At 68.0% G+C, this 24211-nt stretch carries 16 protein-coding genes and 1 pseudogene; 13 read left to right on the forward strand and 4 right to left on the reverse strand.

What is annotated here, in order from left to right:
- Positions 1 to 79 precede the first annotated feature (79 nt).
- From AC6I6S_RS06015 to AC6I6S_RS06030, 4 genes and pseudogenes are all read left to right on the forward strand, one after another.
- Positions 80 to 673, forward strand: coding sequence for a GNAT family N-acetyltransferase (locus AC6I6S_RS06015; RefSeq protein ID WP_497948828.1), 594 nt, complete (start codon positions 80 to 82; stop codon positions 671 to 673).
- A 72-nt stretch (positions 674 to 745) separates the two neighbouring features.
- Positions 746 to 1903, forward strand: a complete 1158-nt coding sequence (locus AC6I6S_RS06020; RefSeq protein WP_497948829.1) for an AI-2E family transporter — start codon at positions 746 to 748, stop codon at positions 1901 to 1903.
- Between the two features lie 68 nt (positions 1904 to 1971).
- Positions 1972 to 2772: pseudogene (gene thiD / locus AC6I6S_RS06025) on the forward strand (bifunctional hydroxymethylpyrimidine kinase/phosphomethylpyrimidine kinase); the annotation flags it as partial.
- A 103-nt stretch (positions 2773 to 2875) separates the two neighbouring features.
- Entirely contained in the window at positions 2876 to 3199 is a 324-nt protein-coding gene (locus AC6I6S_RS06030; RefSeq protein WP_497948830.1) for a tRNA-binding protein, read from the forward strand.
- 133 nt (positions 3200 to 3332) lie between these two features.
- Here AC6I6S_RS06030 and AC6I6S_RS06035 read toward each other — a convergent pair whose 3' ends face one another.
- Positions 3333 to 5045 carry a hypothetical protein gene (locus tag AC6I6S_RS06035; RefSeq protein ID WP_497948831.1) on the reverse strand — a complete coding sequence of 571 codons (1713 nt, stop codon included), beginning with the start codon at positions 5043 to 5045 and terminating at the stop codon, positions 3333 to 3335.
- Between the two features lie 399 nt (positions 5046 to 5444).
- Between AC6I6S_RS06035 and mutS the strand changes: the two genes are divergently transcribed.
- Entirely contained in the window at positions 5445 to 8114 is a 2670-nt protein-coding gene (mutS, locus tag AC6I6S_RS06040) for a DNA mismatch repair protein MutS (protein ID WP_497948832.1), read from the forward strand.
- Positions 8115 to 8116: 2 nt separating this feature from the next.
- Here mutS and AC6I6S_RS06045 read toward each other — a convergent pair whose 3' ends face one another.
- The gene (locus AC6I6S_RS06045) at positions 8117 to 8878 is read right to left on the reverse strand and encodes a hypothetical protein (RefSeq protein ID WP_497948833.1); all 762 of its coding nucleotides are present in this window, start codon (positions 8876 to 8878) and stop codon (positions 8117 to 8119) included.
- 358 nt (positions 8879 to 9236) lie between these two features.
- On the opposite strand from AC6I6S_RS06045, the gene mutL reads away from it, so the two are divergent.
- The 3 genes from mutL (at position 9237) to AC6I6S_RS06060 (ending at position 14585) form a co-directional block, all read left to right on the forward strand.
- Positions 9237 to 11432: a DNA mismatch repair endonuclease MutL gene (gene mutL, locus AC6I6S_RS06050; protein ID WP_497948834.1), complete on the forward strand. Its 2196-nt coding sequence runs from the start codon at positions 9237 to 9239 to the stop codon at positions 11430 to 11432.
- A 168-nt stretch (positions 11433 to 11600) separates the two neighbouring features.
- Positions 11601 to 13583 carry a bifunctional metallophosphatase/5'-nucleotidase gene (locus AC6I6S_RS06055; protein ID WP_497948835.1) on the forward strand — a complete coding sequence of 661 codons (1983 nt, stop codon included), beginning with the start codon at positions 11601 to 11603 and terminating at the stop codon, positions 13581 to 13583.
- A 225-nt stretch (positions 13584 to 13808) separates the two neighbouring features.
- On the forward strand, positions 13809 to 14585 hold the full coding sequence (locus AC6I6S_RS06060; RefSeq protein ID WP_497948836.1) for a cohesin domain-containing protein: 777 nt from the start codon (positions 13809 to 13811) through the stop codon (positions 14583 to 14585).
- 30 nt (positions 14586 to 14615) lie between these two features.
- Here the strand turns inward: AC6I6S_RS06060 and AC6I6S_RS06065 are convergent, their stop codons facing one another.
- Entirely contained in the window at positions 14616 to 15884 is a 1269-nt protein-coding gene (locus AC6I6S_RS06065; RefSeq protein WP_497949304.1) for an MFS transporter, read from the reverse strand.
- 127 nt (positions 15885 to 16011) lie between these two features.
- On the opposite strand from AC6I6S_RS06065, the gene rtcA reads away from it, so the two are divergent.
- The 3 genes from rtcA to AC6I6S_RS06080 all read left to right on the forward strand — a co-directional run bounded on the left by rtcA (position 16012) and on the right by AC6I6S_RS06080 (position 19314).
- Positions 16012 to 17043: an RNA 3'-terminal phosphate cyclase gene (rtcA, locus tag AC6I6S_RS06070; protein ID WP_497948837.1), complete on the forward strand. Its 1032-nt coding sequence runs from the start codon at positions 16012 to 16014 to the stop codon at positions 17041 to 17043.
- A gap of 82 nt (positions 17044 to 17125) precedes the next feature.
- Entirely contained in the window at positions 17126 to 18079 is a 954-nt protein-coding gene (gene kdgK1, locus AC6I6S_RS06075) for a bifunctional 2-dehydro-3-deoxygluconokinase/2-dehydro-3-deoxygalactonokinase (RefSeq protein WP_497948838.1), read from the forward strand.
- An 89-nt stretch (positions 18080 to 18168) separates the two neighbouring features.
- Entirely contained in the window at positions 18169 to 19314 is a 1146-nt protein-coding gene (locus tag AC6I6S_RS06080; RefSeq protein ID WP_497948839.1) for a hypothetical protein, read from the forward strand.
- A 47-nt stretch (positions 19315 to 19361) separates the two neighbouring features.
- On the opposite strand, the gene AC6I6S_RS06085 is transcribed toward AC6I6S_RS06080, so the two are convergent.
- Positions 19362 to 21362: a S9 family peptidase gene (locus AC6I6S_RS06085; RefSeq protein ID WP_497948840.1), complete on the reverse strand. Its 2001-nt coding sequence runs from the start codon at positions 21360 to 21362 to the stop codon at positions 19362 to 19364.
- Positions 21363 to 21558: 196 nt separating this feature from the next.
- Here AC6I6S_RS06085 and AC6I6S_RS06090 point away from each other — a divergent pair, with 196 nt between their 5' ends.
- Positions 21559 to 22458, forward strand: a complete 900-nt coding sequence (locus tag AC6I6S_RS06090) for a polysaccharide deacetylase family protein (RefSeq protein WP_497948841.1) — start codon at positions 21559 to 21561, stop codon at positions 22456 to 22458.
- Positions 22459 to 22567: 109 nt separating this feature from the next.
- Positions 22568 to 24160 (forward strand): N-acyl-D-amino-acid deacylase family protein, encoded by a 1593-nt coding sequence (locus tag AC6I6S_RS06095; RefSeq protein WP_497948842.1) that lies wholly within the window; start codon positions 22568 to 22570, stop codon positions 24158 to 24160.
- Positions 24161 to 24211 lie beyond the last annotated feature (51 nt).

Consider the following 24211-nt stretch of genomic DNA (forward strand, 5'->3'; position numbering starts at 1 on the left):
TCCCTCCCCGCGGAGAGCAGTGTGCCATCGGTCGACACACCTCCCGAAGCGGTTTTGCGGTGCGAGGCGTCCTCGAGTCATGTTCCCGGAGGCACTCGAGTCCGACCGGCTGCGCTTCGAACGGCTATCACGCGAGCACGTCGATGTGCGCGCGCTGTACGACGCTCTGGGCGCGAATCCCGACGCCCAGGAGATCTACGAGTACGTTGATTCCGACCCCCACCGGACGGTCAAGGAGACGTTTGACCGGGTGCGAAGCGCGGAAGAGCGGTTCGACGACGGCGAGGCCGCGAAGTACGTGGTGCGTCCGAAGCCGACCGAGGACGGCGGCGGCCAGATCGCGGGCATCGCGGGCCTGTATCCGAAGTGGGATCGCCGGTTCGCGACCCTCGGAATCGTCCTCGACACGCGGTTCTGGGGCCGGGGGTACTCTGGCGAGCGGGCAGCGCTGTTTCTCGAGGTCGCCTTCGAACGGCTCGACCTCGAGCTCGTGGCCGTAACGTACATCGACGGAAACGAGCGGTCGAAACGTGCGATCGAGAAGTACGTCGAGCGGTTCGGCGGCCAGTACGACGGACTACTCCGGAACTGGCTAGCCGTCGAAGGCGAGGTCTTCGACTGTCACCGGTACACGATCAGCGAGGCGCAGTACGAGCGGTCCGTGCGGAGGTAACCGGCGCGGATCCGGCGTCGGGCGCGATAATCGACGCTCAACCATTATGGTCGCGTTCGTGGTCCGTCACCTATGCCGGGCGGTTCGCTCGAGACCCTTCCCGACCGATCACGGCTCGCGTGGTGGCTGCTGGCGGTCGTCGTCGCCGCCATCCTCGCGGTCGTACTTACGCGGTTCATCGGTATCGTCTCCTTCGGTCTCTTTCTCTACTACGTCGCGCGGCCGGTAACCCGACGCCTCGAGCCGGTCGTCGGAACCGCCGGGCGTGCGGCCGCGCTCACGATCGTCGCGCTGCTCCTCCCGCTGGTCGTCGTCCTCGCCGCGGTCGTCGCGGTCGCGGTCGGCCAGTTACTCCGCCTAACCGACGCCGACGTCGACCGTGCGCTCGAGGTCGTCGGCGCGACGGTGCGGGTAGAGGAGATGCCGGAGTCGCCCATCGAACTCCTCGAGGTAGTGGCCACCCGGCTGCAACTCGAAGAGGCGACGACTCTCCTCGGCGTTAGCGGCGACGTTCTCGCCCAACTGGCCGGCGTCGTGGTGACGCTCACCCTGCTGTTCGCGTTCGTCTACGTGCTGTTGTGCGACGACCGGCGGATCACGCGCTGGCTCCGCGGGTTCTCTTTCGAGGCGGAGTCACCCGGCGAACGGTATCTCCGGGCGGTCGACCGCGAACTGAGCCGAGTGTACGTCGGGCAGTTGCTCACCGTGTTCGTCGTCGTCGTTCTCTCGTGGTTGCTGTACGCCGGCGTGGACCTGCTCGCGCCCGCCGCGATCGCGGTGCCGTTTCCCGTGCTGCTCGCACTTCTTACCGGCATCGCCTCGTTCATTCCCGTCATCGGCCGCTCACTGGTCTACGTCCCGCTGGTCGCCTACCTCGTGATCCGCGCTCTCCAGGTCGGCTCCGAACTGCTCTGGGTTCCCCTCGCGATCGCCGTCGGCGGCTGGCTCGTCCTCGATTCGCTCATCCGGTACGGAGTCCGTCCCTCCCTCTCGAGCCACGGCACGCCCTCGAGCGTGATGCTCGTCGCGTATCTGGTCGGCGGGGTGCTGTTCGGCTGGTACGGCGTCTTCCTCGCCCCCGTCGTCGTCGTCGTCTGTCGGCGATTCCTGGCCGACGTGTTCCCGCAACTCGTCCGAGGTGAACCAATCCGATCGGCGGCGGCCCCAGAAACGCCGGCATCGGGCGAGGCCCGGAACGGTGATTCGGCCTCGAGCGGGGAGGCCAACTGACCGGCTGGCCGACCGAGTCCGTTTCGCCGATCACCACTGATTTATACAACCAACGAATACGCACACGTATGCGATCGGCCGCACCCGAAACCCCGCCCGTTGCGCTGACGATCGCGGGCAGCGACTCCGGCGGCGGCGCCGGCATCCAGGCGGATCTCGCGACGATGGTCGCACACGACGTCTACGGGACGAGCGTCGTGACGGCGGTGACGGCCCAGCACAGCCGCGGGGTCACCCGATCGTTCGCCCTCCCCGCCAGCGAGGTCGATGCACAGCTGTCGGCGGTCACCGACGATTTCGCCGTCGGTGCCGCCAAGACGGGGATGCTCGCGACGGCCGAAATCGTGGAAACGGTCGCCGAGCGGGCCGCCGACTTCGCGTTCCCGTTGGTCGTCGATCCTGTGATGATCGCCACCGCCGGCGATCGGCTGCTCGAGCCCGCGGCGGAGGCCGCCTACCAAGACCTCGTCGCGGAGGCGGCGCTCGTGACCCCGAACATCGACGAGGCGGCCGTCCTGACGGACATCACCGTCGAAGACGAGACGAGCGTCCGTACGGCCGGCGAGGCGCTGGTAGAGATGGGGGCCGACGCGGCGCTGATCACCGGCGGCCACCTCCCCGGCGAGGCGGTCCGGGACGTGCTCGTGACTGCCGATGGAGCGCAGACGTTCACACATCCCCGGATCGAGGGCGCGGCGACCCACGGCTCCGGCTGTACGCTCTCGGCGGCGATCACCGCCCGGCTGGCCGCCGGAGAGGAACTCGAGGCCGCCGTCCCGGCGGCGACGGATACCCTGGCTCGAGCGGTCCGTCACTACTACGACGTGGGTCAGGGCGCGGGCGCGGTCAATCACGCCGTCGATCGTCGAACCGAGACCCCCGGCTCGCGCTCACCCGAGACCGGCGGGAACGAGCGTCCCGAATAGGTGCCTCGGCACGGAGGTTTTTGCACCAGCGGCGTGTCGGAAGCGTATGGTCGAATCCCCGTTCGACGCGGAGATCCGCGTCGGTGAGGTGCTCAGTGCGGAAGCGTTTCCGGAGACGAACAAGCCGAAGATGGTGAAACTCCGGGTCGATCTGGGCGAGGAGACGGTGCAGTCGGCCGCCCAGCTCGGCTACCATCACGATCCGGAGGAGCTTCCGGGTCGGCAGGTGCTGTGCGCGACCGGGCTCGGCACGGTCCGAATTGCGGGGTTCAAATCCGAGGCGCTGACGGTCGGCGTCCCCGACGAGGACGGCCATCCGGTGCTCGTGACGCCGGCGGAGGACGTTCCGCTGGGCGGTCCGCTGTACTGAGCGTCGACTCTACAAGCACGGACTCGAGACGCCAGCGGCTCTCGGATGTTCGGTTATCGAAAAATACGCGTAAGCCCCACGTCGTCGATCCTGTCTTAGTTCCGTGGTCCCCACCACGGTGCCCCATAGCCGATTAGTCGTCGATGTTTTGGGTCGTAACGTTGTCGCCGCGGTTGTCGAGGCCGCGCCGCAGCGAGTGACCGTCCTGGTCGATCGTGATGTTACGGAAGGTCACGTTGTCGCGGAAGTTGAAGATCGCCGGGCGGTTCCCGTTGATCCCCATCGTTCCAGTGATCGTCACGTCCTCGACGGTCGCCGGGTCCGCATCGGAACCGACGTCGTCGAACAGCAGGGTCGAGCCGCCGGGTGCGTTGTGGTCGAGCGTCGAGTTCTCGATAGTGAACTGGCCCGGGTTGACCGAGGCACTGGGATGTCCGCGAACGCGGATCCCGTTGATCGATCGGTCGACGTCGATGTGGAGCGAGAGGTTGCGGAACGTCACGTCGGTGACGTCGCGGCGCAACACGATTGCCTCCGCCGCGCGGCCGTCGGTCATGTTGATGTCGACGTTCTCGATAAGGGTGTTCTGGGAACCGTTCTCGAGGCGGATCGCGCGCTGGCGGACCTCGTGGCCGTCCGAGGTCATGTTTGCATCGGTGACCAACGTCGCGCCGTCGACGTAGTTGTTCTGCCCGCCGAGTCGAAGCTGTGCGACGTTGTTGTTCACGTAGCGGCCACCGATGACGCGAACCGCTCCGGGTCCGGTCGACGAGTACAACCCGTTGTTCGGGTATCCCACGAGCAGGCAGTCCTTGTAGGTGAGCGTGCCGTAGTGGTAATCGTTCGACAGGAAGCCGATCGGGCCGACACTCTGGATCGAGCCCGTGTTGACGTCCGACGTGAACTCACCGCCGTCGGGGACCCGGAGGCCCTCGACGAGGCCGGTTCCGTCCGGGTTCGTGATCGCCAGTCGTACCGGACCGAGGGCGCCCGAATCGTGACGGCCGTGGACGTTGATGTTCCGGACGACGAGACCGTCGTAAACGTCGGCCTCGATTACGCGCAGGCCCGTCTGCGGGGACCGCCAGTCGATATCGAATCCTTCGAACCGGAGGTTCCGGCCCGGTCGCCCCCAGTCTTCCGGCTTTCCGAAGCGGAACAGCCGGTGAAGGTGTCCGCTCCCGTGGAAGCCGTGGTAGTCCGGGTGGACGAACTCGACGGTGTTTTCGGTCTTGTGTTCGGCGGGTTCCTCGTCCTCGGAGTTATCCGAGTTTCCGTTGCCCGGGTTGTCGTTACTCGAGTTACCGTTGTCCGAGTTGTCGTTGGAGTCGTCGGCCTCGTCTCCCGTTTCGCGAGCGTCGGGATCGATGCGACAGAAGTCCGGGACGTCGTCGGCCTCCTCGACTTCAGGTTCGTCGTCGGACTTCTCCTCGGCTTCTTCGCTGGCCGACTCCTCGGTATCGTCCGACTCCTCGTCATCGTCCGAATCGTCGACGTCGGCGGTCCCCTCAGGCGTTACTTCCGCCTGCTCGCCGACGAAGCCGAGATTGTTGAAGCCGGTTACTTCGAACTCACGGTCGATGTAGTACCTCCCCGCTGGGAAGTAAAACAGCGTGTCGTCGCCGTGCTCGGCGTAGATTCGCTCGAGCACCGGAACGATCGACTCGCTGGCGTCGTTGGCCGCTCCGTAGTCTTCGACGACGTTGACGACGCTGCCATACTCGTCGGCGTACGGAATCGAGGAGTTGCCGCCGTCAGAACTCGCCGCTGCCCCTGATGATGCGTATGCGAGTCCAACGCCCGTCGCCGCGATCCCCTTGAGACACGTGCGTCGGGATGGCCCCATCCGTGACGTCTGTTCGTCTGTACGACTGTCTGCAGGTTGATGTCCTCCACTCATTATTTGAGGTGTGTCACGGACCTCCGAGTCGGCGGAACCCGTCCGTGACGTGTTACGTTCGCTCCGCCGATGGGGTCGTCACACGCTTGCCAGTTAAACATTTATCCAGAAATACACAAATTATACTGTAACATCCAACTAAAAAATCCGATTATATCAGAATGAACTGTTGTTAAGTATGATAATAATGGGCATGGTAAAAACTAACACCCCTCTCTCGAGCCAACCGTTTCGGGCGGTCACGTATCAATCTTGCTGATCACCGCGAGAAGATGAGAGTCAGCATTGCTGATTCGTCTCCGCACAACCCGCAGGATTTTACCGGTGGACGCGTACTGGCCGACTATGACAGAGGCGACGGGCATCGTGGGGGAGTTCCTCTCGCTGAAGGAGGAGACGGACGCGGAGTTGCTGGCGATGCAGTGCGGCGACTTCTACGAGTTCTTCGCCGAGGATGCGGAGACCGTCGGCGAGGAACTCGATCTGAAGGTCTCCCAGAAATCCTCACACGGTTCGTCGTATCCGATGGCCGGCGTCCCGCTCTCGGAGCTCACGCCGTATCTCAAGGCGCTCGTCGAACGCGGCTACCGGGTCGCCGTCGCCGACCAGTACGAAACCGACGGCGGCCACGCCCGCGAGATCGTCCGGGTCGTCACACCCGGGACCCTGCTCGAGACCAGCGACGCCGACGCCCAGTATCTCACGACGGTGGTCGCCGCCGGAAGCGGCTACGGCCTCGCCTTCGCCGACGTGACCACCGGTCGGTTTCTCGTGGCCGAGGCCGACGATCCCGAGGAGGTGCTGACGGAGCTGTACCGCTTCTCGCCCGCGGAGGTGCTTCCCGGTCCCGAGGTGCGAAACGACGACGACCTCCTGGGGCGAATCCGCGAACGAACGGCCGCAGCCCTGACGCTGTACGACGCCGAGGCGTTCGCGCCCAAACGGGCCGCCCACGCCGTCCGCGAGCAGTTCGGAAGAGAACCCCTCGAGCGCCTCGACATCGGCGAGGCGGCCGTCGCAGCCGCCGGCGGGGCGCTCACCTACGTCGAAGAAACCGGCACCGGCGTGCTGGCGTCGATGACGCGATTGCAGACCCACCGCGGCGACGACCACGTCACACTCGACGCAACCACCCAGCGCAACCTGGAACTCACCGAGACGATGCACGGCGACCGCGAGGGGTCGCTGTTCGCGACGATCGACCACACCGGAACCAGCGCGGGCGGACGGCTGCTGAAGGAGTGGCTCGGGCGGCCGAGACGCGATCTCGAAGGTATCACGGAACGCCAGGCGAGCGTCGCCGCCCTCGCCTCCGCGGCGCTGGCCCGCGACGAACTCCGCGAGGTGCTCGGCGAGGTCTCCGACCTCGAGCGGCTGGCCTCGCGGGCGACCCACGGCAGCGCCGACGCTCGCGACCTGCTCGCCGTCGTGGATACCCTCGCCACCCTGCCGCGGGTCGCCGATCTCGTCGCATCGAACCCCGAACTAGCCGACTCGCCGCTCGCATCGATCGTCGACCGACCGGATCGCGAGGCCGCAGCCGACCTGCGCGAGACGCTCTCGAGCGCCCTCGCCGCGGATCCGCCGTCGACGGTGACCCAGGGCGGGCTGCTCACGCGGGGCTACGACGCGGAACTCGACGAGGTGATCGACCGTCACGAGGAGCTTCGGGAGTGGTTCGACACCCTCGCCGACCGGGAGAAACGCCAATACGGGCTCGCACACGTCTCCGTCGACCGGAACAAGACCGACGGCTACTACATCCAGGTGGGGAAATCAGCGGCGGGCGGCGTCCCCGACCACTACACCGAGATCAAGACGCTCAAGAACTCCAAACGGTTCACGACCGAGGAGTTAGCCGAGAAGGAACGCGAAGTGTTGCGTCTCGAGGAACGACGCGGCGAACTCGAGTACGAACTGTTCGAGGAACTCCGTGACGAAGTCACCGCGCGGGCGGAACTGCTCCAGGACGTCGGCCGGACGCTCGCAACCGTCGACGCGCTCTCGAGCCTGGCGACCCACGCCGCCGCGAACGGCTGGGTGCGCCCAACGGTGCGCCGGGAGGGCGGTCTCGAGATCGACCAGGGTCGCCACCCGGTCGTCGAGGGAACGACCGAGTTCGTCCCCAACGACGTTCGGATGACCAACGATCGTGGGTTTCTCGTCGTCACCGGCCCCAACATGTCGGGGAAGTCGACGTACATGCGCCAGGCCGCCTGTATCGTCCTGCTGGCCCAGATCGGTAGTTTCGTTCCCGCGCGCGAGGCGACGGTGGGGATCGTCGACGGGATCTTCACGCGCGTCGGTGCCCTCGACGAACTCGCCCAGGGCCGATCGACGTTCATGGTCGAGATGAACGAGCTCTCGAATATCCTCCACAGTGCAACAGAGGACTCCCTCGTCATTCTGGACGAGGTCGGCCGGGGAACGGCGACCTACGACGGCATCTCGATCGCCTGGGCGGCCACGGAGTACCTGCACAACGAGGTCCGGGCGAAGACGCTCTTTGCGACCCACTACCACGAACTCACGGGGCTGGCCGAACACCTCCCGCGGGTGGCGAACGTCCACGTCGCCGTCGACGAACGCGACGGCGACGTCACCTTCCTCAGGACCGTGCGGGACGGGCCGACGAACCGCTCCTACGGCATCCACGTGGCCGAACTCGCGGGGGTTCCCGATCCAGTCCTCGAGCGATCACGGGACGTCCTCGAACGCCTGCGCGAGGAGAAGGCGATCGAGGCGAAGGGCGGCGGGTCGACGGAGCCGGTCCAGACGGTGTTCGACGTCTCGAGCGGCGGCTTTCGGGGGCCGGCCAATGCGGACGGTGGTGAGCCGAGCGCGGCGAGGCGATCCTCGTCGGAGGGGGCCTTCGACGGGAGTGAGCCGAGCGAGGCAATCGACCCGGAGACGAAGCGGGTGCTCGAGGAACTCGAGGGCGTGGAGGTCAACGAGACGCCGCCCGTCGAACTGATCTCGAAGGTCCAGGAGTGGCAGCGCCGCCTCGAGGACTAGCGCTACAGGACGAGTAGTACCGCCGCGTAGCCGGCTGCACCCGCCGCGAACGCCCAGAAGCGGCTCTGTTCGGTCCTCGGGAGTTCGTCCTTGATCGCGTTGAACACGACCCCGCCGGTCAGCAGGCCGAGGAGAACCGTGAACGTCCCCTGGCTGAGCGTGTAGACGGCGCCGATCCCCGCGCCGGCGAGGACGGCGGCGGCGAGCAGCCAGCGGCCGATGCGCCGATAGCTCTCGCGGTGGTGATCCTCGAGCGCCGCGTCGTTGCCGAGCAGGTGCAACCCCATCGCGACGGCGAACAGTGCGGTGCTGTCGGTGCCCGTCTCCCCCTGAACGAGTACGTAACCGATGAAGGCGTTGTAGACGACGAAGCTGCCGACGTGGAGCCAGAACACCGGCTCGTCGGTAAAGGGCGGGAGTTCGTGCTCGAACTCGTGGGCCTTCGAGAGCGTCGCCAGCCGCTCGAGGCCGTAGAACAGCGCCAGCCCGACGAACGCGAGCGCGTAGATGTGGTGGGCGGCGAGGGTACCGACGAGGACGTCGATCCCCTCGAGGGTCCCCCGCCGCTCGTCGAGTTCGGGAAACAGGTGGAGGAAGGCGTAGACGATCGAGACGCCCCCGGCCGTCGAGAGCAGACTGTGCCGCGAGAGCCCGCTCGAGATCGGCACCTCGTCGGGCAGCAGGTGAACGGCCGCGACCGCGAGCACGAGCGCCGCCGCGAGGAGCGAGTCGGCGAGCGCGGACGCGCCGGGCGCGGGATGCATAGGGAGTCGTTCGCGGGCCAGCGTGCTCTCTCTTTCCCCGGCGCTGGCGATTCGGCCCGCCCGACGATCTGTGCGATCCGGGTGTCGACGACGATATAGTATTTTCCAGTCGCAATTACCTATAAGCTACATCCCTGTGAAGAGGTGAACCGCAGTTGCGAGGCGACGAAGACGCGTGTTCGGGACACTGGTGGTGTGTCGGCATGGATCTTCGAGAGGGACGGGCACCTCTCCGGCCGCATGGACGGGGTCCAGAGAGCTTTTTTGCCCGTGAGACCCAGACAACGGGTATGCCCGGATCTCACGCCGGTTTCGACCGCAGGAACGGCGAGCAACCGCAACAAGGGGTGCGTTCGTGATGGACGGGACGGCGATCCGCCGGCTGGACGAGGACACCGTCGCCCGGATCGCCGCCGGCGAGGTCGTCGAGCGACCGGCAAGCGCCGTCAAGGAACTGGTCGAGAACAGCCTCGACGCCGACGCCAGCCGACTCGACGTGGCCGTCGAGGAGGGCGGAACGGAGCTGATCCGCGTGGCAGACGACGGCCGGGGGATGACCGAGACCGACGTCCGAGCGGCGGTCCGACAGCACACCACGAGCAAACTCGAGGGACTCTCGGACCTCGAGTCCGGCGTCGCCACCCTCGGCTTCCGGGGCGAGGCGCTGCACACCATCGGATCGGTGTCGCGCCTGGAGATCCGGACCCGACCGCGTGCGGACGGAGGAGAGAACGGGGCCGAGGCAGCCGCGCGAGCGACGGCCGCGAGCGGCACGAAACTCGTTTACGAGGCGGGCACCGTCGAGACCGTCGAACCCGCGGGCTGTCCCGAGGGAACCGTCGTCTGCGTCACCGACCTCTTCGCCAACACGCCCGCCCGCCGGAAGTTCCTGAAGACGACGGCGACGGAGTTCGCCCACGTCAACCGGGTCGTCACCCGCTACGCGCTGGCGAACCCCGAGGTCGCCGTCTCGCTCTCCCACGACGGCCGTGAGGTGTTCGCGACGACCGGCCAGGGCGACCTGCAGGCCGCGGTGCTCTCGGTGTACGGCCGCGAGGTCGCGAAAGCGATGCACCCCGTCGAGGTCGACGGCGACGAACTCCCCGTGGGGCCGCTCGAGTCGGTCTCCGGGCTGGTCTCACACCCCGAGACGAACCGCTCGAGCCGGGAGTATCTCGCCACCTACGTCAACGGCCGCGCGGTCACGAGCGACGCCATCCGCGAGGGGATCATGGGCGCCTACGGCACTCAACTCGGCGGCGACCGCTACCCGTTCGTCGCGCTCTTTCTCGAGGTGCCCGGCGGCGCCGTCGACGTTAACGTCCATCCCCGGAAACGAGAGGTTCGCTTCGACGACGACGACGCGGTCCGCCGCCAGGTCGACGCCGCCGTCGAGTCGGCGCTGCTCGAGGCCGGTCTGTTGCGCTCGAGCGCCCCCCGCGGGCGGTCCGCGCCCGCCGAGACGCAGGTCGAACCGAGCCGATGGGCAGCGGCCACGGACTCCAATGACGGCCAGACGAGTGCGGCTGGCTCGGGTCGGGCCGACGCCGAACCTGCGGGCGAGGGCTCGAGCGCGGGGGGCGAGCGCCGCGCATCGAGCGGGTCCGAGCCGGCCGAGGGCGGATCGGCGCGCGAGCGAACCGCACCGCCGACGGGGGAGCGCCCCGATCGGTCAGCGTCGAACGATCCGGGCCCGGAAGCCTCCGAAACGCCCTCGAGCGCCGGCGCCTCGAGTGGCCCCGACTCGTCGCCGGGCGGGGCGGTCCGAGATGAGTTCGAACCCGTTCCGAGCCGGCCGAACTCGGGTGCGACCGACGGGACCTCGAAACCGGCCGGCGGATCCGCCGACCACGACGACACGCGAGTCGGCGATGAGCGGTCGTTCGACCGACTGACCGACCAGCGAACCCTCGAGGGGACGTCGGCGGCCGCCGAGAGCGAGTTCGACTCGCTGCCGTCGCTCTCGGTGCTCGGCCAGTTCCGGGACACCTACCTGGTCTGTGAGAGCCCCGACGGACTGCTCCTGATCGACCAGCACGCCGCCGACGAGCGGGTGAACTACGAGCGCCTGCGCGAGGCGTTCGCCGACGACTCGACGACCCAGGCGCTGGCCTCGCCGGTCGAACTCGAGCTAACGGCCGCCGAAGCGGAGGCCTTCGGGCACTACAAGAAGGCGCTCGCGCGACTCGGCTTCACCGCCGAGAAGGTGGACGATCGGACCGTCGCGGTGACGACCGTTCCCGCAGTTCTCGAGAAGACCCTCGAGCCAGACCGCCTGCGGGACGTCCTCTCGGCGTTCGTCGAGGGCGACCGCGAGGCGGGATCGGAGACGATCGACGCGCTGGCCGACGAGTTCCTCGGCGACCTGGCCTGTCACCCCTCGATCACGGGGAACACCTCGCTGACGGAAGGCTCGGTCGTCGACCTGCTCGCGGCGCTCGACGACTGCGAGAACCCCTACGCCTGTCCCCACGGCCGCCCGGTGATCGTCTCGATCGACGACGCCGAGATCGAGGAGCGGTTCGAGCGGGATTACCCCGGCCACGGTGGGTAACCGCCGACGAGGCCGAGACTATGTCGGAAAGTAATCACTGATTCAGTAATTCCATTATCGTGTGGTTTTGGAGAGAGAGGAGGCGCTCTTCAGAGTTCTCTATAGTCGTAGTAAGCGATCAGTTCGGAAATTGGAAAGTTATTTCCGCTCACTCTCGCAGATCAAGGTATGCCACAACAGGGCAGTGAGGAGAGCGCGGAGGCCACCGACACGTGGACGCAGCCGACGATCGATCGGCGCCGGTTCCTCGGCGCGACCGCGGGCGCGTCGCTCGCCGCGCTCGTCCCGGGGAGTGCGAGCGTCACCGCGGGCGAAGAAACCGTAACGCTCGTCCACGACACCCACTTTCACGGCCGATTCGAGGACGCCGGCGAGGACGAACTGAACATCGCCCGATACTACACTATCGTCCAGGAGATCCTGTCGGCGAACGAGAACTCGATGTTCGTCGGCAACGGCGACGATATCGCGCCGTCGATGCTCGGCCTCGAGTACGAGGGCGAACACATGATCGAGGCGCTCAACTACATGGAGATCGACGTCGACGGCGTCGGCAACCACGAGTACGACTTCGGCGCCGACGTTGCGCTCGAGCGCTTCGAGGAGAGCGAGTTCCCGTGGGTCGTCGCCAACCTCCTCGACGACCAGGGCGAGGCGGTTCCAGGCACCGAGCGCTGGATCACCCTCGAGGAGGGCGACCTGACGATCGGCGTCTTCGGTCTCGTCTCCGAGAACTTCCACTCGCTGACGGACTATCCCGAGGAGTGGGAGGTCCTCGGCTACGTCGAGGGGTCCCAGGAGGCCGTCGACGCACTGCGCGAGGAGGGTGCGGACGTCGTCGTCTGCGCCTCCCACGTCTCGAGTCCGACCCACTACCTGATCGCCGAGGAGGTCGACGGCCTCGACGCCATCGTCGGCTCGCACTCCGGCGTCGTCTTCGACGAACCCGACATCGTCGACGGGACGGTCATCAGCGAGTTCGGCGACGAGTTCGACCACGTCGGCGCGATCACCCTCGACGCCGACGGCGAGCTCGTCGACTGGCAGCGGACCGACCTGCTGGCCGAGGGCTGGGACCCGGCCCCGGAGGTCGACGAGTACGAGGAGATCACCGCCCTCGAGGCGGCCGACGTCGAGGAAGACGAGTTCCTCGCCGATCTGACCGAGGAGTGGACCGCCGACCTCGAGGAGACGCTCGGCCAGCCCCACTTCGTGAGCGAGACCGAGCTCAACGGCACCTTCGACAACTACGCGATCGAGACCGGCTTCGGGAACCTCATCACCGACGCGATGCGAGCCGTCGGCGAGCTGGGCGACATCGACGTCGACGTCGCCGTCCAGAACGGCGGTGGCATCCGCGGCGACGTCTACGGCCCAGGTGAGATCACCGGCACCGCCGTGATGGAGACCCTGCCGTTCCCCAACGAGATCGTCGTCGTCGAGGTGACCGGCGACCAGCTCGTCGCCTATCTCGAGCGCGAGGTGCGCCCGCACCCCGACGAGACCTTCGGTACCCAGCCCGCGATCCAGGTCTCCGGCGTCTCCTACGAGTGGTGGGGGCACGGCGACGAGACGTGGATCGACAACGTGTTCGTCGACGGCGAGCCCGTCGAGAGCGACGAGACGTACTACCTCGCGAACAACGACTACGTCGTCGGCAACGACGAGGTGCTGAGCGAGGCAGAGATCGTCATCGACTCCGGTCAGTTCCAGGGGCCGTTCGTCCTCGACACCCTCGAGGAGTGGGGAACCGTCGCCCCCGAGCGCGAGAACCGGATGATCCGCGTCGACGAGGACGTCGGCGAGGCTCGCGTCTCCCACGAGGGCAGCGAAATCACCATCTGTCTGCCCGTTCCAGAGGGCGCCGAGGAGATCCGCACCGACACGTTCCGCGCGGTGATCCGGACCGGCGACGACCTCGCCGCCGAGTCGGTCGAGGTCGACGGCGGCACGATCTACGCGACGTTCGGAACCGACGCGCTCGCCCAGCTAGTCGCGGGCGTCGAGGAGCCGGTCCTTCGAGTGTTCGGCGGCTACGACCCCGACCAGGACCACTGGGAGTACGACTTCGACGTGCCGACCTCCGACGGCTACGACCACTTCAAGCTCAAGGCGAGCGTCGACGCGAGCAGCGTTCCCGGCGGACGGTAAGCGCCGTTCGACGGACCCTCGGACGAACGAAACGGGACGAACGAACCACCTCCCGGCCGGCCACGTCGCGTGCTCGAGAGCAAGCGGTAAGGCCGTGCCCGTGCAACGACGACTATCCCAGATGAACGAGGACGATCAGCGCCCGCGAGCGCCGCTCGAGGCGGCTACCGATGGGGCCGCTCCGGCCGGGCTCGAGCCGCCACCGGCCGTCGCGGAGGAGCCACGATGAGCGGAACCGACCGCCAGAGGGCGACGACCGCCGCCGTCCTCGGACTCGTCGCCCTGCTCGCGATCGCCGCCGTCGGCACCGTCGGGGCAGGCGATCAGGTCGCCGTCATCTCGCCGGCGGAGTCGACCGTCGAGGCCGCGCCGGGCGAGACGGTCGAGGTCGACGTCGTGATGCGCAGCCAGGGCGGCCACGGCGGCGAGGGCGTCGGCGCCGTCGCGCTCGTCGCCGAGTACGACCCCGACCACCTCGAGATCACCGACCTCGAGGCAGGCCCGTGGCTCGAGGGCGACGGGGGCGACGTTCAGGTCGAAGAGTCGCTGGACCACGAGGACGGCACCGCGACCCTCGACCAGACCCGAACCTCCGGCGGCGCGACGGGGAACGACGTCGTCGCGACGCTCACCGTCACCGTCGCCGAGGACGCGTCGGTCTCGGAGGCGACGATTTCGTTCGGCGAGAGCAGCGTCGAACTCGAGCGAGGGTGGCCCGTCCCGGTCCACGACGGCGACGTCACCGTCGAAATCGGCGAAGGCAAGTCCGGCGACCAGCAGTCGGGCGATCAGTCGGCGGACGACCAGCCGGCGGACGATCGGATGGGTGGGGAAGAAGCGACGGATCCCGACTCGAGCGACGAGACGCAAAGCGACGGCGAGAGCGGGACCGAGTCCGACGGCGTTTCCGACGCGCTTCCGGGCTTCGCCGCCAGCAGCACCGCGCTCGCGGTGGCCCTCGTGCTGATCGTGCTCGCAGCGACCCGTCGGCGGTCGGGGTGAGCCTCGAGCGATCGTTTTCACACCGGTGGCTCACGTCCGCCGGTGGAGCCAGAGCGTACAGCAAAGCGCCACGAGCGCGGCGGCCGTCGCGATACCGAACGCTACGCGGTAGCCCGTCGCGGTGTAGACGCGAACGCCGCCGACGATCTCGCCGGTCCAGTAGGCGTCGAGCGCCCAGCCCATCAGGGTGGGGAGTACCGCTGCGCCGACGAACGCCGCGCCGTTTATCGTTCCCGTCGAGACGCCGCTGGCGCTGGCGGGGTGGCGGTCCTTGATAACGGCGTAGCTGAGGACGAACGCCCCCAGTAAGACGCCGGTCAGGAAGTAGACGACGGCGACCACCCACAGCGGCGGCGCGCCGAGGAGGGCGATCGCTCCGAGCGCGAGCACGTAGCAGACGCCGCCGCCGACCATGAGTTCGGTTCGGGACTCGAGGCGATCGGAGAGCCAGCCGATCCCGGGCGGGCCGACGATCAGCCCGATGCCGCCGAGAAGCGTGAACAGCGAGGCGGTGGTCACGTCGACGTCGTAGGTCTGGCGGACGTAGGGAACGCCCCACAGCCCGAACAGCGTGAGATTCACGCCGCTCGTACAGAACAGCAGAACGCTGACCACCCAGGTCCACCGGTCCCGGAAGACGTCGCTGGCTGCGGCTCGCAGTTCGTCCCCGGTGAGCGTCGGCTGGCCGGGAACGCCCTCGATCGGCTCGAACCCGGCCCGTTCGGGCGTGTCCCGAACGAAGAGGTAGACCGCGACGGCGAACACGAGCCCCAGGACACCCAGCCAGCCGATCGTCGCCCGCCAACCGGCGGCGTCGGCGGCGATCGCGAGCGGCGTCGTTGCGAACACGCCGCCGACGCCCGAGACGGCGAAGGAGAGGCCGCTCATCGTCGCGAACTCGTCTCCGCGGTACCAGTTCGCACAGAACCGCAGAATGCAGACGAAAATCACGCTCCCGCCGAGGCCGACCAGGCCCCGGGCGACGAGCGCCACCAGGTAGGTGTCCGCAACGGCGAACCAGATACCGCCGAGACTCATCGTGAGCGCACCGGCCGCGGCCGTCCGTCGCGGACCGACCCGATCGGCGAGCACGCCCGTTGGTATCTGCATGAGCGCGTACACCCAGAAGAAGGTCGCGTGGAGCGTTCCCAACTGTGCGCCGGTCGTTCCGAACGCCGCCATCAGGTCCTCGGCGAGCACCGCCGTCGAGAGCCGGTAGACGTTCACCAACAAGAAGACCGCGCCGAGGGTCCCCCACAGCAGCCATCGGCGTCGAAGGGGGTTCGCGAGGAGGCGCATTCGTCTGCCCCACTCTCGAGTCCGAACCACCGAAAGCGTTCCCGAACCGGCCAGACGAGCCTCGAGACGTGAGCCGGGCGGCCCTGCGACGCGAACCGTTTTCCCGTCTCCGGGCACAGGAACGACCATGCGCGAACTCGACGGCAGCGATGCGGGCGGTCAGTACCTCCGGAGCGCGCTCGCGCTGGCGGCGCTCCGTGACGAGCCCGTTCGCATCGAGAACGTCCGCGGCGACCGGCCGACACCCGGGCTAGGCCACCAGCACCTCGCGACCCTCGAGACGATGGCCGAGATCTGTGACGCCGAGAGTTCGGGAGCCGAACTCGGCGCGGAGACGGTCGAGTTCGACCCCTCCGACGAGATCGCGGGCGGCAGCTACGCGGCCGACATCGGCACCGCCGGAAGCGTCACGCTGCTGTTCGACGCGCTGCTCCCCCTCGCAACCCGTCTCGAGGCCCCGCTGTCGGTGACGGCGACCGGTGGGACGGACGTGGCCTGGTCGCCGCCGCTCGACTACCTCCGGTACGTCTCCCTCCCGCTCCTTCGTCGGTACGGCCTGCGGGCGACCCTCGCGGTCGACCGACGCGGGTTCTACCCCGTCGGCGGCGGTCGAGCGACCCTGGAACTCGAGCCGTCGACGCTCGACCCGATCACCCTCGAGCGCCGGGGCGACCTCGCGGGGGTTCGGCTGTACTCGACCGAAGCCGCCGCCCTGACCGACGCCGACGTGGCCGAGCGACAGGCCGAGGGCGCCCTCGAGCGCCTTCGTGGCACGGGCCTCGAGACCAGAGAGCGCGTCGAAACGACCGCGGAGAGCGACTGTCCGGGGTCGGCGATCGTGCTCCGGCTCGAGCACGGAACTGGCGTCGCCGGCTTCTCCGCGCTCGGCGAGAAGGGGAAACTCGCCGAACGAGTGGGTGAAGAGGCCGCCGACGCGCTGCTGGAGTTTCTCGAGGGCGACGCCCCGGTCGACCGGCATGCGGCCGACCAGTTGCTCGTCCCCCTCGCGCTGGCCGGCGGGCGGGTTCGGATTCCGGCGGCGACCGACCACGTCGCGGCGAGTCTCGACCTGCTCGCGGCGTTCGGATTCGAGATCGGACTCGAGGATGGCGGAAGCGGAACCCCGGTGGTTGCGGCCGAGACGTCGAGAGTCGACTAACGCGACAACTTATACCACGTCCGTTCGTTTAGCGAGATATGATGGACGCAACTGCGGTCAGTGTGGGACGGAGGTGGCTCCCGTGAGCGACCTCGTCACCTTCGGCGAGACGATGCTCCGACTCTCCCCGCCGGGGAACGAACGCCTCGAGTCGACGCGCGAACTCGAGGTTCGCGCCGCGGGCGCCGAGAGCAACGTTGCCATCGCCGCCGAGCGCCTGGGAGCGGTGTCGACCTGGACCTCGAAGCTACCGAACTCGCCACTGGGGCGCCGCGTCGTCAGCGAACTCCGGGGCTACGGGATCGACACCGAAATCGTCTGGAGCGAGGAGGGGCGTCAGGGCACTTACTACCTGGAACACGGCGGCAAACCCCGGGGAACGAACGTCGTCTACGATCGAGAGAACGCCGCAATTACGACCGCCCGCGCCGAGGAGTTCGATCTCGACCTGATCCAGGACGCCCGCGTCTTCTTCACCTCCGGGATCACCCCCGCGCTGTCGCCGACGCTACGCGAGACGACCGCAAACATGCTCAAAGCCGCCAAACAGGGCGGGACGACCACGGCGTTCGACTTCAACTACCGCGCGAAGCTCTGGTCGCCCGAGGAGGCCCGCGAGACGCTTACCTCGCTGTTCCCGGGTATCGACGTGCTCGTCGTCGCCGCCCGCGACGCCCGGACCGTCCTCGGCTACGACGGCGACCCGCGCCAGCTCGCCCACACCCTCGGCTCGCAGTTCGACTTCACGACCGTCGTCGTCACCCGCGGGGATCAAGGGGCGCTCGCCTGGCACGACACCGTCGTCCACGACCACGACGCCTACGAGACCGAGACCGTCGATCCGATCGGCACCGGCGACGCATTCACCGGCGCATTCCTCGCCCGTCGACTGGCCGGCGAGGACGTCCCGCAGGCGCTCGAGTACGCCGCCGCGACGGCCGCGCTCAAGCGAACCATTCCGGGCGACGTCGCGCTCGTGACGAAAGAGGAGGTCGACGCCGTCGTTTCCGAGCGGACGGACGAAATTTCGCGGTAGCCCACGACGGTCGAGCGCGCCACAGTCTAGCATATTTTGACGGTTCTGTCAGAAGACGTTTTGTATGCCGTCCGAAACCGGCGGACGGAATGAAGCCAGTACCAGCGGTCGTCCTCGCGCTCCTCGTGACGACGGCGACGCTCGGCGTCGCGGTCGCCGGTGGGGTCGCGGGGTCGGCATCGCCCTCCCAGGAGGCCGACTCGGAAACGTACGCGGGAACGCACGTGGCCTTCGAGACGTCCGGTACCGCCCTGACGGACTACCGCGTCGGTGGCGATCAGTTGTTCGAGAGCGTCGCGGTCGACTCACAGCGCAACCACGAGAGCGAGACCGGCGTCGGTGCCGATATCGGTCTCTCGGCCGTGACCGACCTCTCGGGGCTCGGCCTCGAACTCGAGGCGCAGACCGAGACCCGCGCGGCGGTCCGGAGCGAGGGATCGGCCTCGCTGACCGCCCACGACAGCGAGCGCGGTATCCTCACCGTCGAGGCGGGCGAGGAGTCCCAGTACGTCGAACTCGCCCTCTCGAGTGACGCCACCGCCGCCACCGAGAGCGGCGACCGCGTCGTCCTCGAGACCGAAAACCGAAGCGGCGCGTTCGTCGTCGCCGGCGACGGCGAGGTAACCGTCAACGACGAGGGCGACGTCGTCGCCGACCTCGAGAGCGAGTCGACGCTCGTCTTCCGGTCCTACGCCGACGGCGAGCGAGACGAGGACGCCCAGGAGCAAGAGGAGATGATCGCCGAGGGAACGGCGACCGCCGAGGTGTACGTCGACGAGCGCGACGGCGAACGCGTCGCGGACGTCGCCTACTACGGCGGGGACGTCGCTGTCGACGTCGCGAGCGAGAACCACGAGCGCCTCGAGATGACGGCGGAGCGCGCCGAGAGTGAGGGGACGGTGCTCATCGCGAGCATCTCCGAGACCGCCCTCGAGACGGGAGACGACCTCGAGGTGGCCGTCGACGGCGAGGTCGCCGCCGAGGCGTCGTCGTACTCGGAACTCGCGGGTGGAATCGGCGGTGACGACTCACGGTACATGGTCGTCCAGGGGACCGACGCGGCGGTGGCTGCCGACGTACTCATCGCGGTGAACCACTTCTCCGAGCGAGAGATCGCCGTCCAGTCCGCCGCGGCAGACGGGGATGAGTCCGACGCCGACGAAACTTCCGGGTTCGGGATCGGTATCGCGCTGCTCGCCCTGCTCGTCGCGGCTGCGGCTCGCGCCCGACCGTAAGACCGCGGTTCGTTTCGATCGAAGCGGCGGCAACCGGTGAGCGACGGCTACCGGAGGTGCGTCTCGAACGCCGCCTCGAGCTTCTCGATCGTTCGCGCCCAGGTCGCCCGCCGGGAGAAGACGTGGGTCTCGTCGGGGTAGTACTCCGCCTCGAACTCGACGTCGGAGTCGATGAGGGTGTCGACGACGATGTCCTGCTGTTCGACGTTGACGTACCGATCGCCGGTGCCGTGGAAGCTGTACAGCGGCGTCTCGTAGCGGTCCATGTGGGTGACGGGGCTGGCGTCTGCCCAGCGTTCTTCGGCCTCGAGGGGGGTCCCGCCCATCCGAACGGCCGCCGCGGAGGCGATTTCGGGGAACTTCGTCTCGGTGGCCCACTCGTAGTAGTTTCGCCGGTCGGCCAGCCCGGCGAGGTTGACCGTCACGTCGAACGCCTTCGGGTGGATGCCGGGAAGCTGAAGCGCCGCGTACCCCCCGTAGGAGAGCCCCCAGAGGCCGACCGCGTCGCTCGTGTACTCGAGGTCGCGGAGAAAGTCGGCCCCGCGGGCGATGTCGTCCATCTCGGCGCGGCCGGTGACGCCGGCGAGCGCCGCCCGGAACTCCCGGCCGTAGCCGATGCCGCCGCGGTAGTTGACCAGCAGACCGACGTACCCCTTCGCGGCGAGGTACTGCTGGATCGCGTACTGGAGGCCGTACCCCCGGTCGGGGTGGAAGCCGTCGCGCATCTGGCGCATCGGGCCGCCGTGGACGTAGACCACGCCGGGAAGGTCGGTCGCGTCGTCGGGAACCGACTCGCCCTTCCGGGGATCGAGCAGGTAGCCCTCGATCGTCAGGCCGTCGCTCTCGTAGGCGATCCGCTCGGGTTCGATCGGCGGCGTCGACCACGACTCGACGCCGGAACGGGTGAGCCGGCGGTCGCGGTCGGTGTCGGGTTCGTCCCCTTCCACATCGAGAACTCGGAGCTCCGTCGAGCGCTCGGCGCTCGCGTGGCGGTAGGCCAGTCGGCTGCCGTCGGGCGACGGGCGCGGGTCGACGGCCGTCCCGTCGCGCTCGACCAGCGGGGAGACCTCGCCCTCGAGCGTCACGGTGTAGAGCTGTCGTTGTCCCGCATCGTGGCGGTTGGAAGCGAAGACGAGCGTGTCGTCGTCGAGCCACCGCGGCGCGGAGTCCGCGAGTCCCTTGTCCTCGAACTCCCCCTCGGTGAGCTGCGTTCGCTCCCCGGTTGCGACGTCGATCACGCAAATGTGCTCGTAGCCGTCGAGAGGGAGCGCCGCGGCCAGGCGGGAACCGTCGGGCGAGACGCGGGGCGAACCCCGCGAGAGGGTTCCTACCTCGTCGTCGGCCTCGCGGAAGAGGGCGGTTTCGCCGCCCTCGAGGTCGGTCGCGACGAACTCCCTGACGGTGCCGTACTCGCTGTTTCGTTCGAACAGGAGGCGGCCGTCCGCGAGCCAGACCGGCGAGTGCGACGAGGCGTTCGGTCGGGTTCGCCAGACGAGTTCCCCCGAGTCGGTATCGACCACCCCGACGCACTTCGCCTCTCGCTCGACGAACCGGTAGGCGAGCAGGCCGTCCTCGCGCCAGGCGAGCATCCGTGACTCGCCGAGGTACGGCCCGCGCTCGGGGACGTCGAAGCCGCGTTCGGTGCCGTCCTCGAGCGAGCGAATTCGGGGACGACCGTCGCGGTAGAACGCGATCCGGTCGCCGTCGAGTGACCACGTCAGCGCGGCGTCGCCGTCCGGGGTTCGCGCGAGTTCCGTAACCGTCTCCTCGCGAGGGGCGACGAGCGCCGTCGTCCCGCCGTCGGTCCCGCAGACGAGGACGGGGTCGGTCGGCGACCAGGCGAACTCGGTGACGTGTTCCGCATTTGGGCGAACCCGCAGGGGGCCGTCGTCTTCCGAGCGACCGCTGGCGGGTTCGTTGGTCGGCCGTGAGACGAGCAGCGCGTTCCCGTCGTCTTCGTAGATCGGCGCCGCGAGGAACGCCGAGTCGGGAGACCACTCGGGTGCGCCGGGCCACTCGAGGTCGAGCGCGTCGTCGGGTGTGAGCATGGGTCAGGATTACGGCCGCGGGACATGAACGGTTGGGCGACGGCAAGCGCCGCCCCGTCTCCCGCCGGACGGGGAACGGCTCCGGTCCCGCGAGTGGCGGGCGCACGACCGCCGCGAAACCGGTCGGAGATCCGTACGGTCACTGTGGGGCTAACACACCTCTTTGGGTCTGGTCGGTGGGAGACTCGAGTGCACTATGAGTACCGTTGATGTTGCGATCGGCGTCGACGCGGACTGCGTCGCCGGCTGGCTCGGCTCGTACGGCGGTGAGGACTCCCCGGCGGACCTCTCTCGAGGGCTGGCGGCCGGCAACGAGGGCATCCCGCGGATGCTCGCGCTCTTCGAGGAGATGGACGTCGAGACCTCCTGGTACGTGCCGGGACACACGATCGAGACGTTCCGCGACGAGATCGAGGCGGTCGCGGCCGCCGGCCACGAACTCGGCGTCCACGGCTACTCCCACGAGAACCCGACCGACCTCTCTCGAGAGCAGGAGGACGCGATCCTCGAGGCGTCGATCGACCTCATCGAAGACGTCACCGGCTCGCCGCCGACCGGCCACCGCGCAAGCTGGTGGGAGTTCAGCGACAACACGCCGGAGCTGGTCGAGAAACACGGCTTCGACTACGACAGCAGTCTGATGGAGCGCCAGTTCGAGCCGGGCTGGATGCGAAAGGGCGACAGCTGGGAGAAGATCGACTACGACAAGGACCCCGAAACCTGGATGGAACCCTATCAGTACGGCGAGGAGACCGACATCGTCGAGATTCCGATCAGCTGGTACCGCGACGACATCCCGCCGATGCTGTTCATCAAGCAGCCGATCTACCACGCGGGGTACAAGGACCCGGAGATGATGTACGAGCAGTACTACAAACGGCAGTTCGACTTCCTGTACAACCGGCGCGGCGCGGGCGTCTACACGTTCACGATCCACCCGGACATCCACGGACTCCCCCACATGATCCCGCTGTTCGAGGAGTTCATTCGGTACGTCAAGAGCCACGAGAACGCCCGGTTCGTCACCCTCGAGACCGTCGCCGAGCGATTCAGGGACGACCCGTCGGTGTACGAGAGCGAGGGCGACTACGTCTGATCGAAGCCGCTGGTTGGATGGCGAACACGCCGGGTCCGATCCGCTCGAATCGGCTCACCCTAGCTACCGAGGACCGGTATTTTAGTACTCACCCCGATTCATCGTAGTCATGCCAACCGCTGACATTGCGTTTCGAAACGGGCGACTCGTCGACGGGACGGGCGCGCCGTGGACCCGCGGCGAACTCGCGGTCGCCGAGGGACGAATAACGGAAATCGGCCCCGACGTCGGCGATGCGGCCGTTGAGATCGACCTCGAGGGCCGCGTCCTCTCGCCGGGCTTCATCGACATCCACACCCACTCCGACTTCACGCTGCCCGCCAACCGGGAGGCCCACAGCAAGGTGCGCCAGGGCGTGACCACGGAGATCGTCGGCAACTGCGGGACGAGCGCCGCGCCGACCTACGGCGAGTGCGCCGAATCTGTCGCCGAGAGCTTCGCCTATCGCGGCGTCGGCGACGTCGTCGACACCGAGGAGTGGGTAACGATGGCCGACTACCTCGAGTACCTCGAGGGCGAGGGCGTCTCGCTCAACGTCGGCTCGCTCGTCGGCCACGAGAACGCCCGCGAGGCGGTGATCGGCTACGAGGACCGCGAGCCCACCGAGGGCGAACTCGAGGAGATGAAGGAGATCATCGACGAGGCCCTCGCGGACGGCGCCGTAGGGCTCTCGACGGGGCTCATCTACACCCCCGGCGCCTTCGCAGCTACGGACGAGATCGTCGAGCTCGCCTCCGTGGTCGCCGAGCACGGGAAACTGTACGCCACCCACATGCGCAGCGAGGGCGACGAGCTGTTCGAGGGGCTCGAGGAGGCCATCGAGATCGGCCGGCGAGCCGGTGTTCCGGTGCAGGTGTCCCACCACAAGGCCGTCGGTCGGGACAACTGGGGGAAAGTCGAGTACACCCTCCGCCGGATGGAACTCGCTCGCGAGCGCGAGGGCGTCGACGTCCAGTGCGAACAGTACCCCTACGTCGCCTCCTCGACGAGTCTGAGCGCCCGGGTGCCGACGTGGGCGCGCGACGGCGGCACCGAGGCGCTGCTCGAGCGCCTGCAGGACCCCGAGACCCGCGAGCGAATCGGCCGCGAACTCGCCGAGAGCACCGACTCCTGGGACGACATCCTCGTGACGAACGTCCGAACCGACGACCTCGAGCACCTGCAAGGATCGACGATCGGCGAACTCGCCGCCCGTGAGGACGAGTCCCGGAGTCCGGAGGAGCTCACGATGGACGTCCTGATCGAGGACCGCTGTCGAACCAAGCACATCCACTTCTGTCTGAGCGAGGAGGACGTCGAGACCGTCATGGCCCACCCGCTGACGATGATCGGCAGCGACGGCAACTCGATGCGAAACGAGGGGCCGCTGGGCGAGGGCGTCCCGCACCCGCGCAGCTACGGGACCTTCCCGCGAGTGCTGGGCCACTACGTCCGCGAGGAGGGCGTGCTGGGGCTCGAGGAGGCCGTATTCAAGATGACCGGCCAGCCCGCGGCCCGCCTGGGGCTCTCCGGTCGCGGTCTGCTGACGGAGGGGACGGCCGCCGACCTCACCGTGTTCGACCCGGAGACGGTCGCCCAGGGGGGCACGTTCGTCGAACCCGATAGCTACGCCGAGGGGATCGACCACGTCCTCGTCAACGGCGAGTTCGTCGTGCGAAACGGCGAGCACACGGGGGAACGGCCGGGCGTTGCGATCCGTTGACGTCACTTCCGTGCGGGCGCTATCCCGCGCGAAACCCGACTAACGGCGGAA

Source organism: Natrononativus sp. DTA114 (assembly GCF_059736515.1).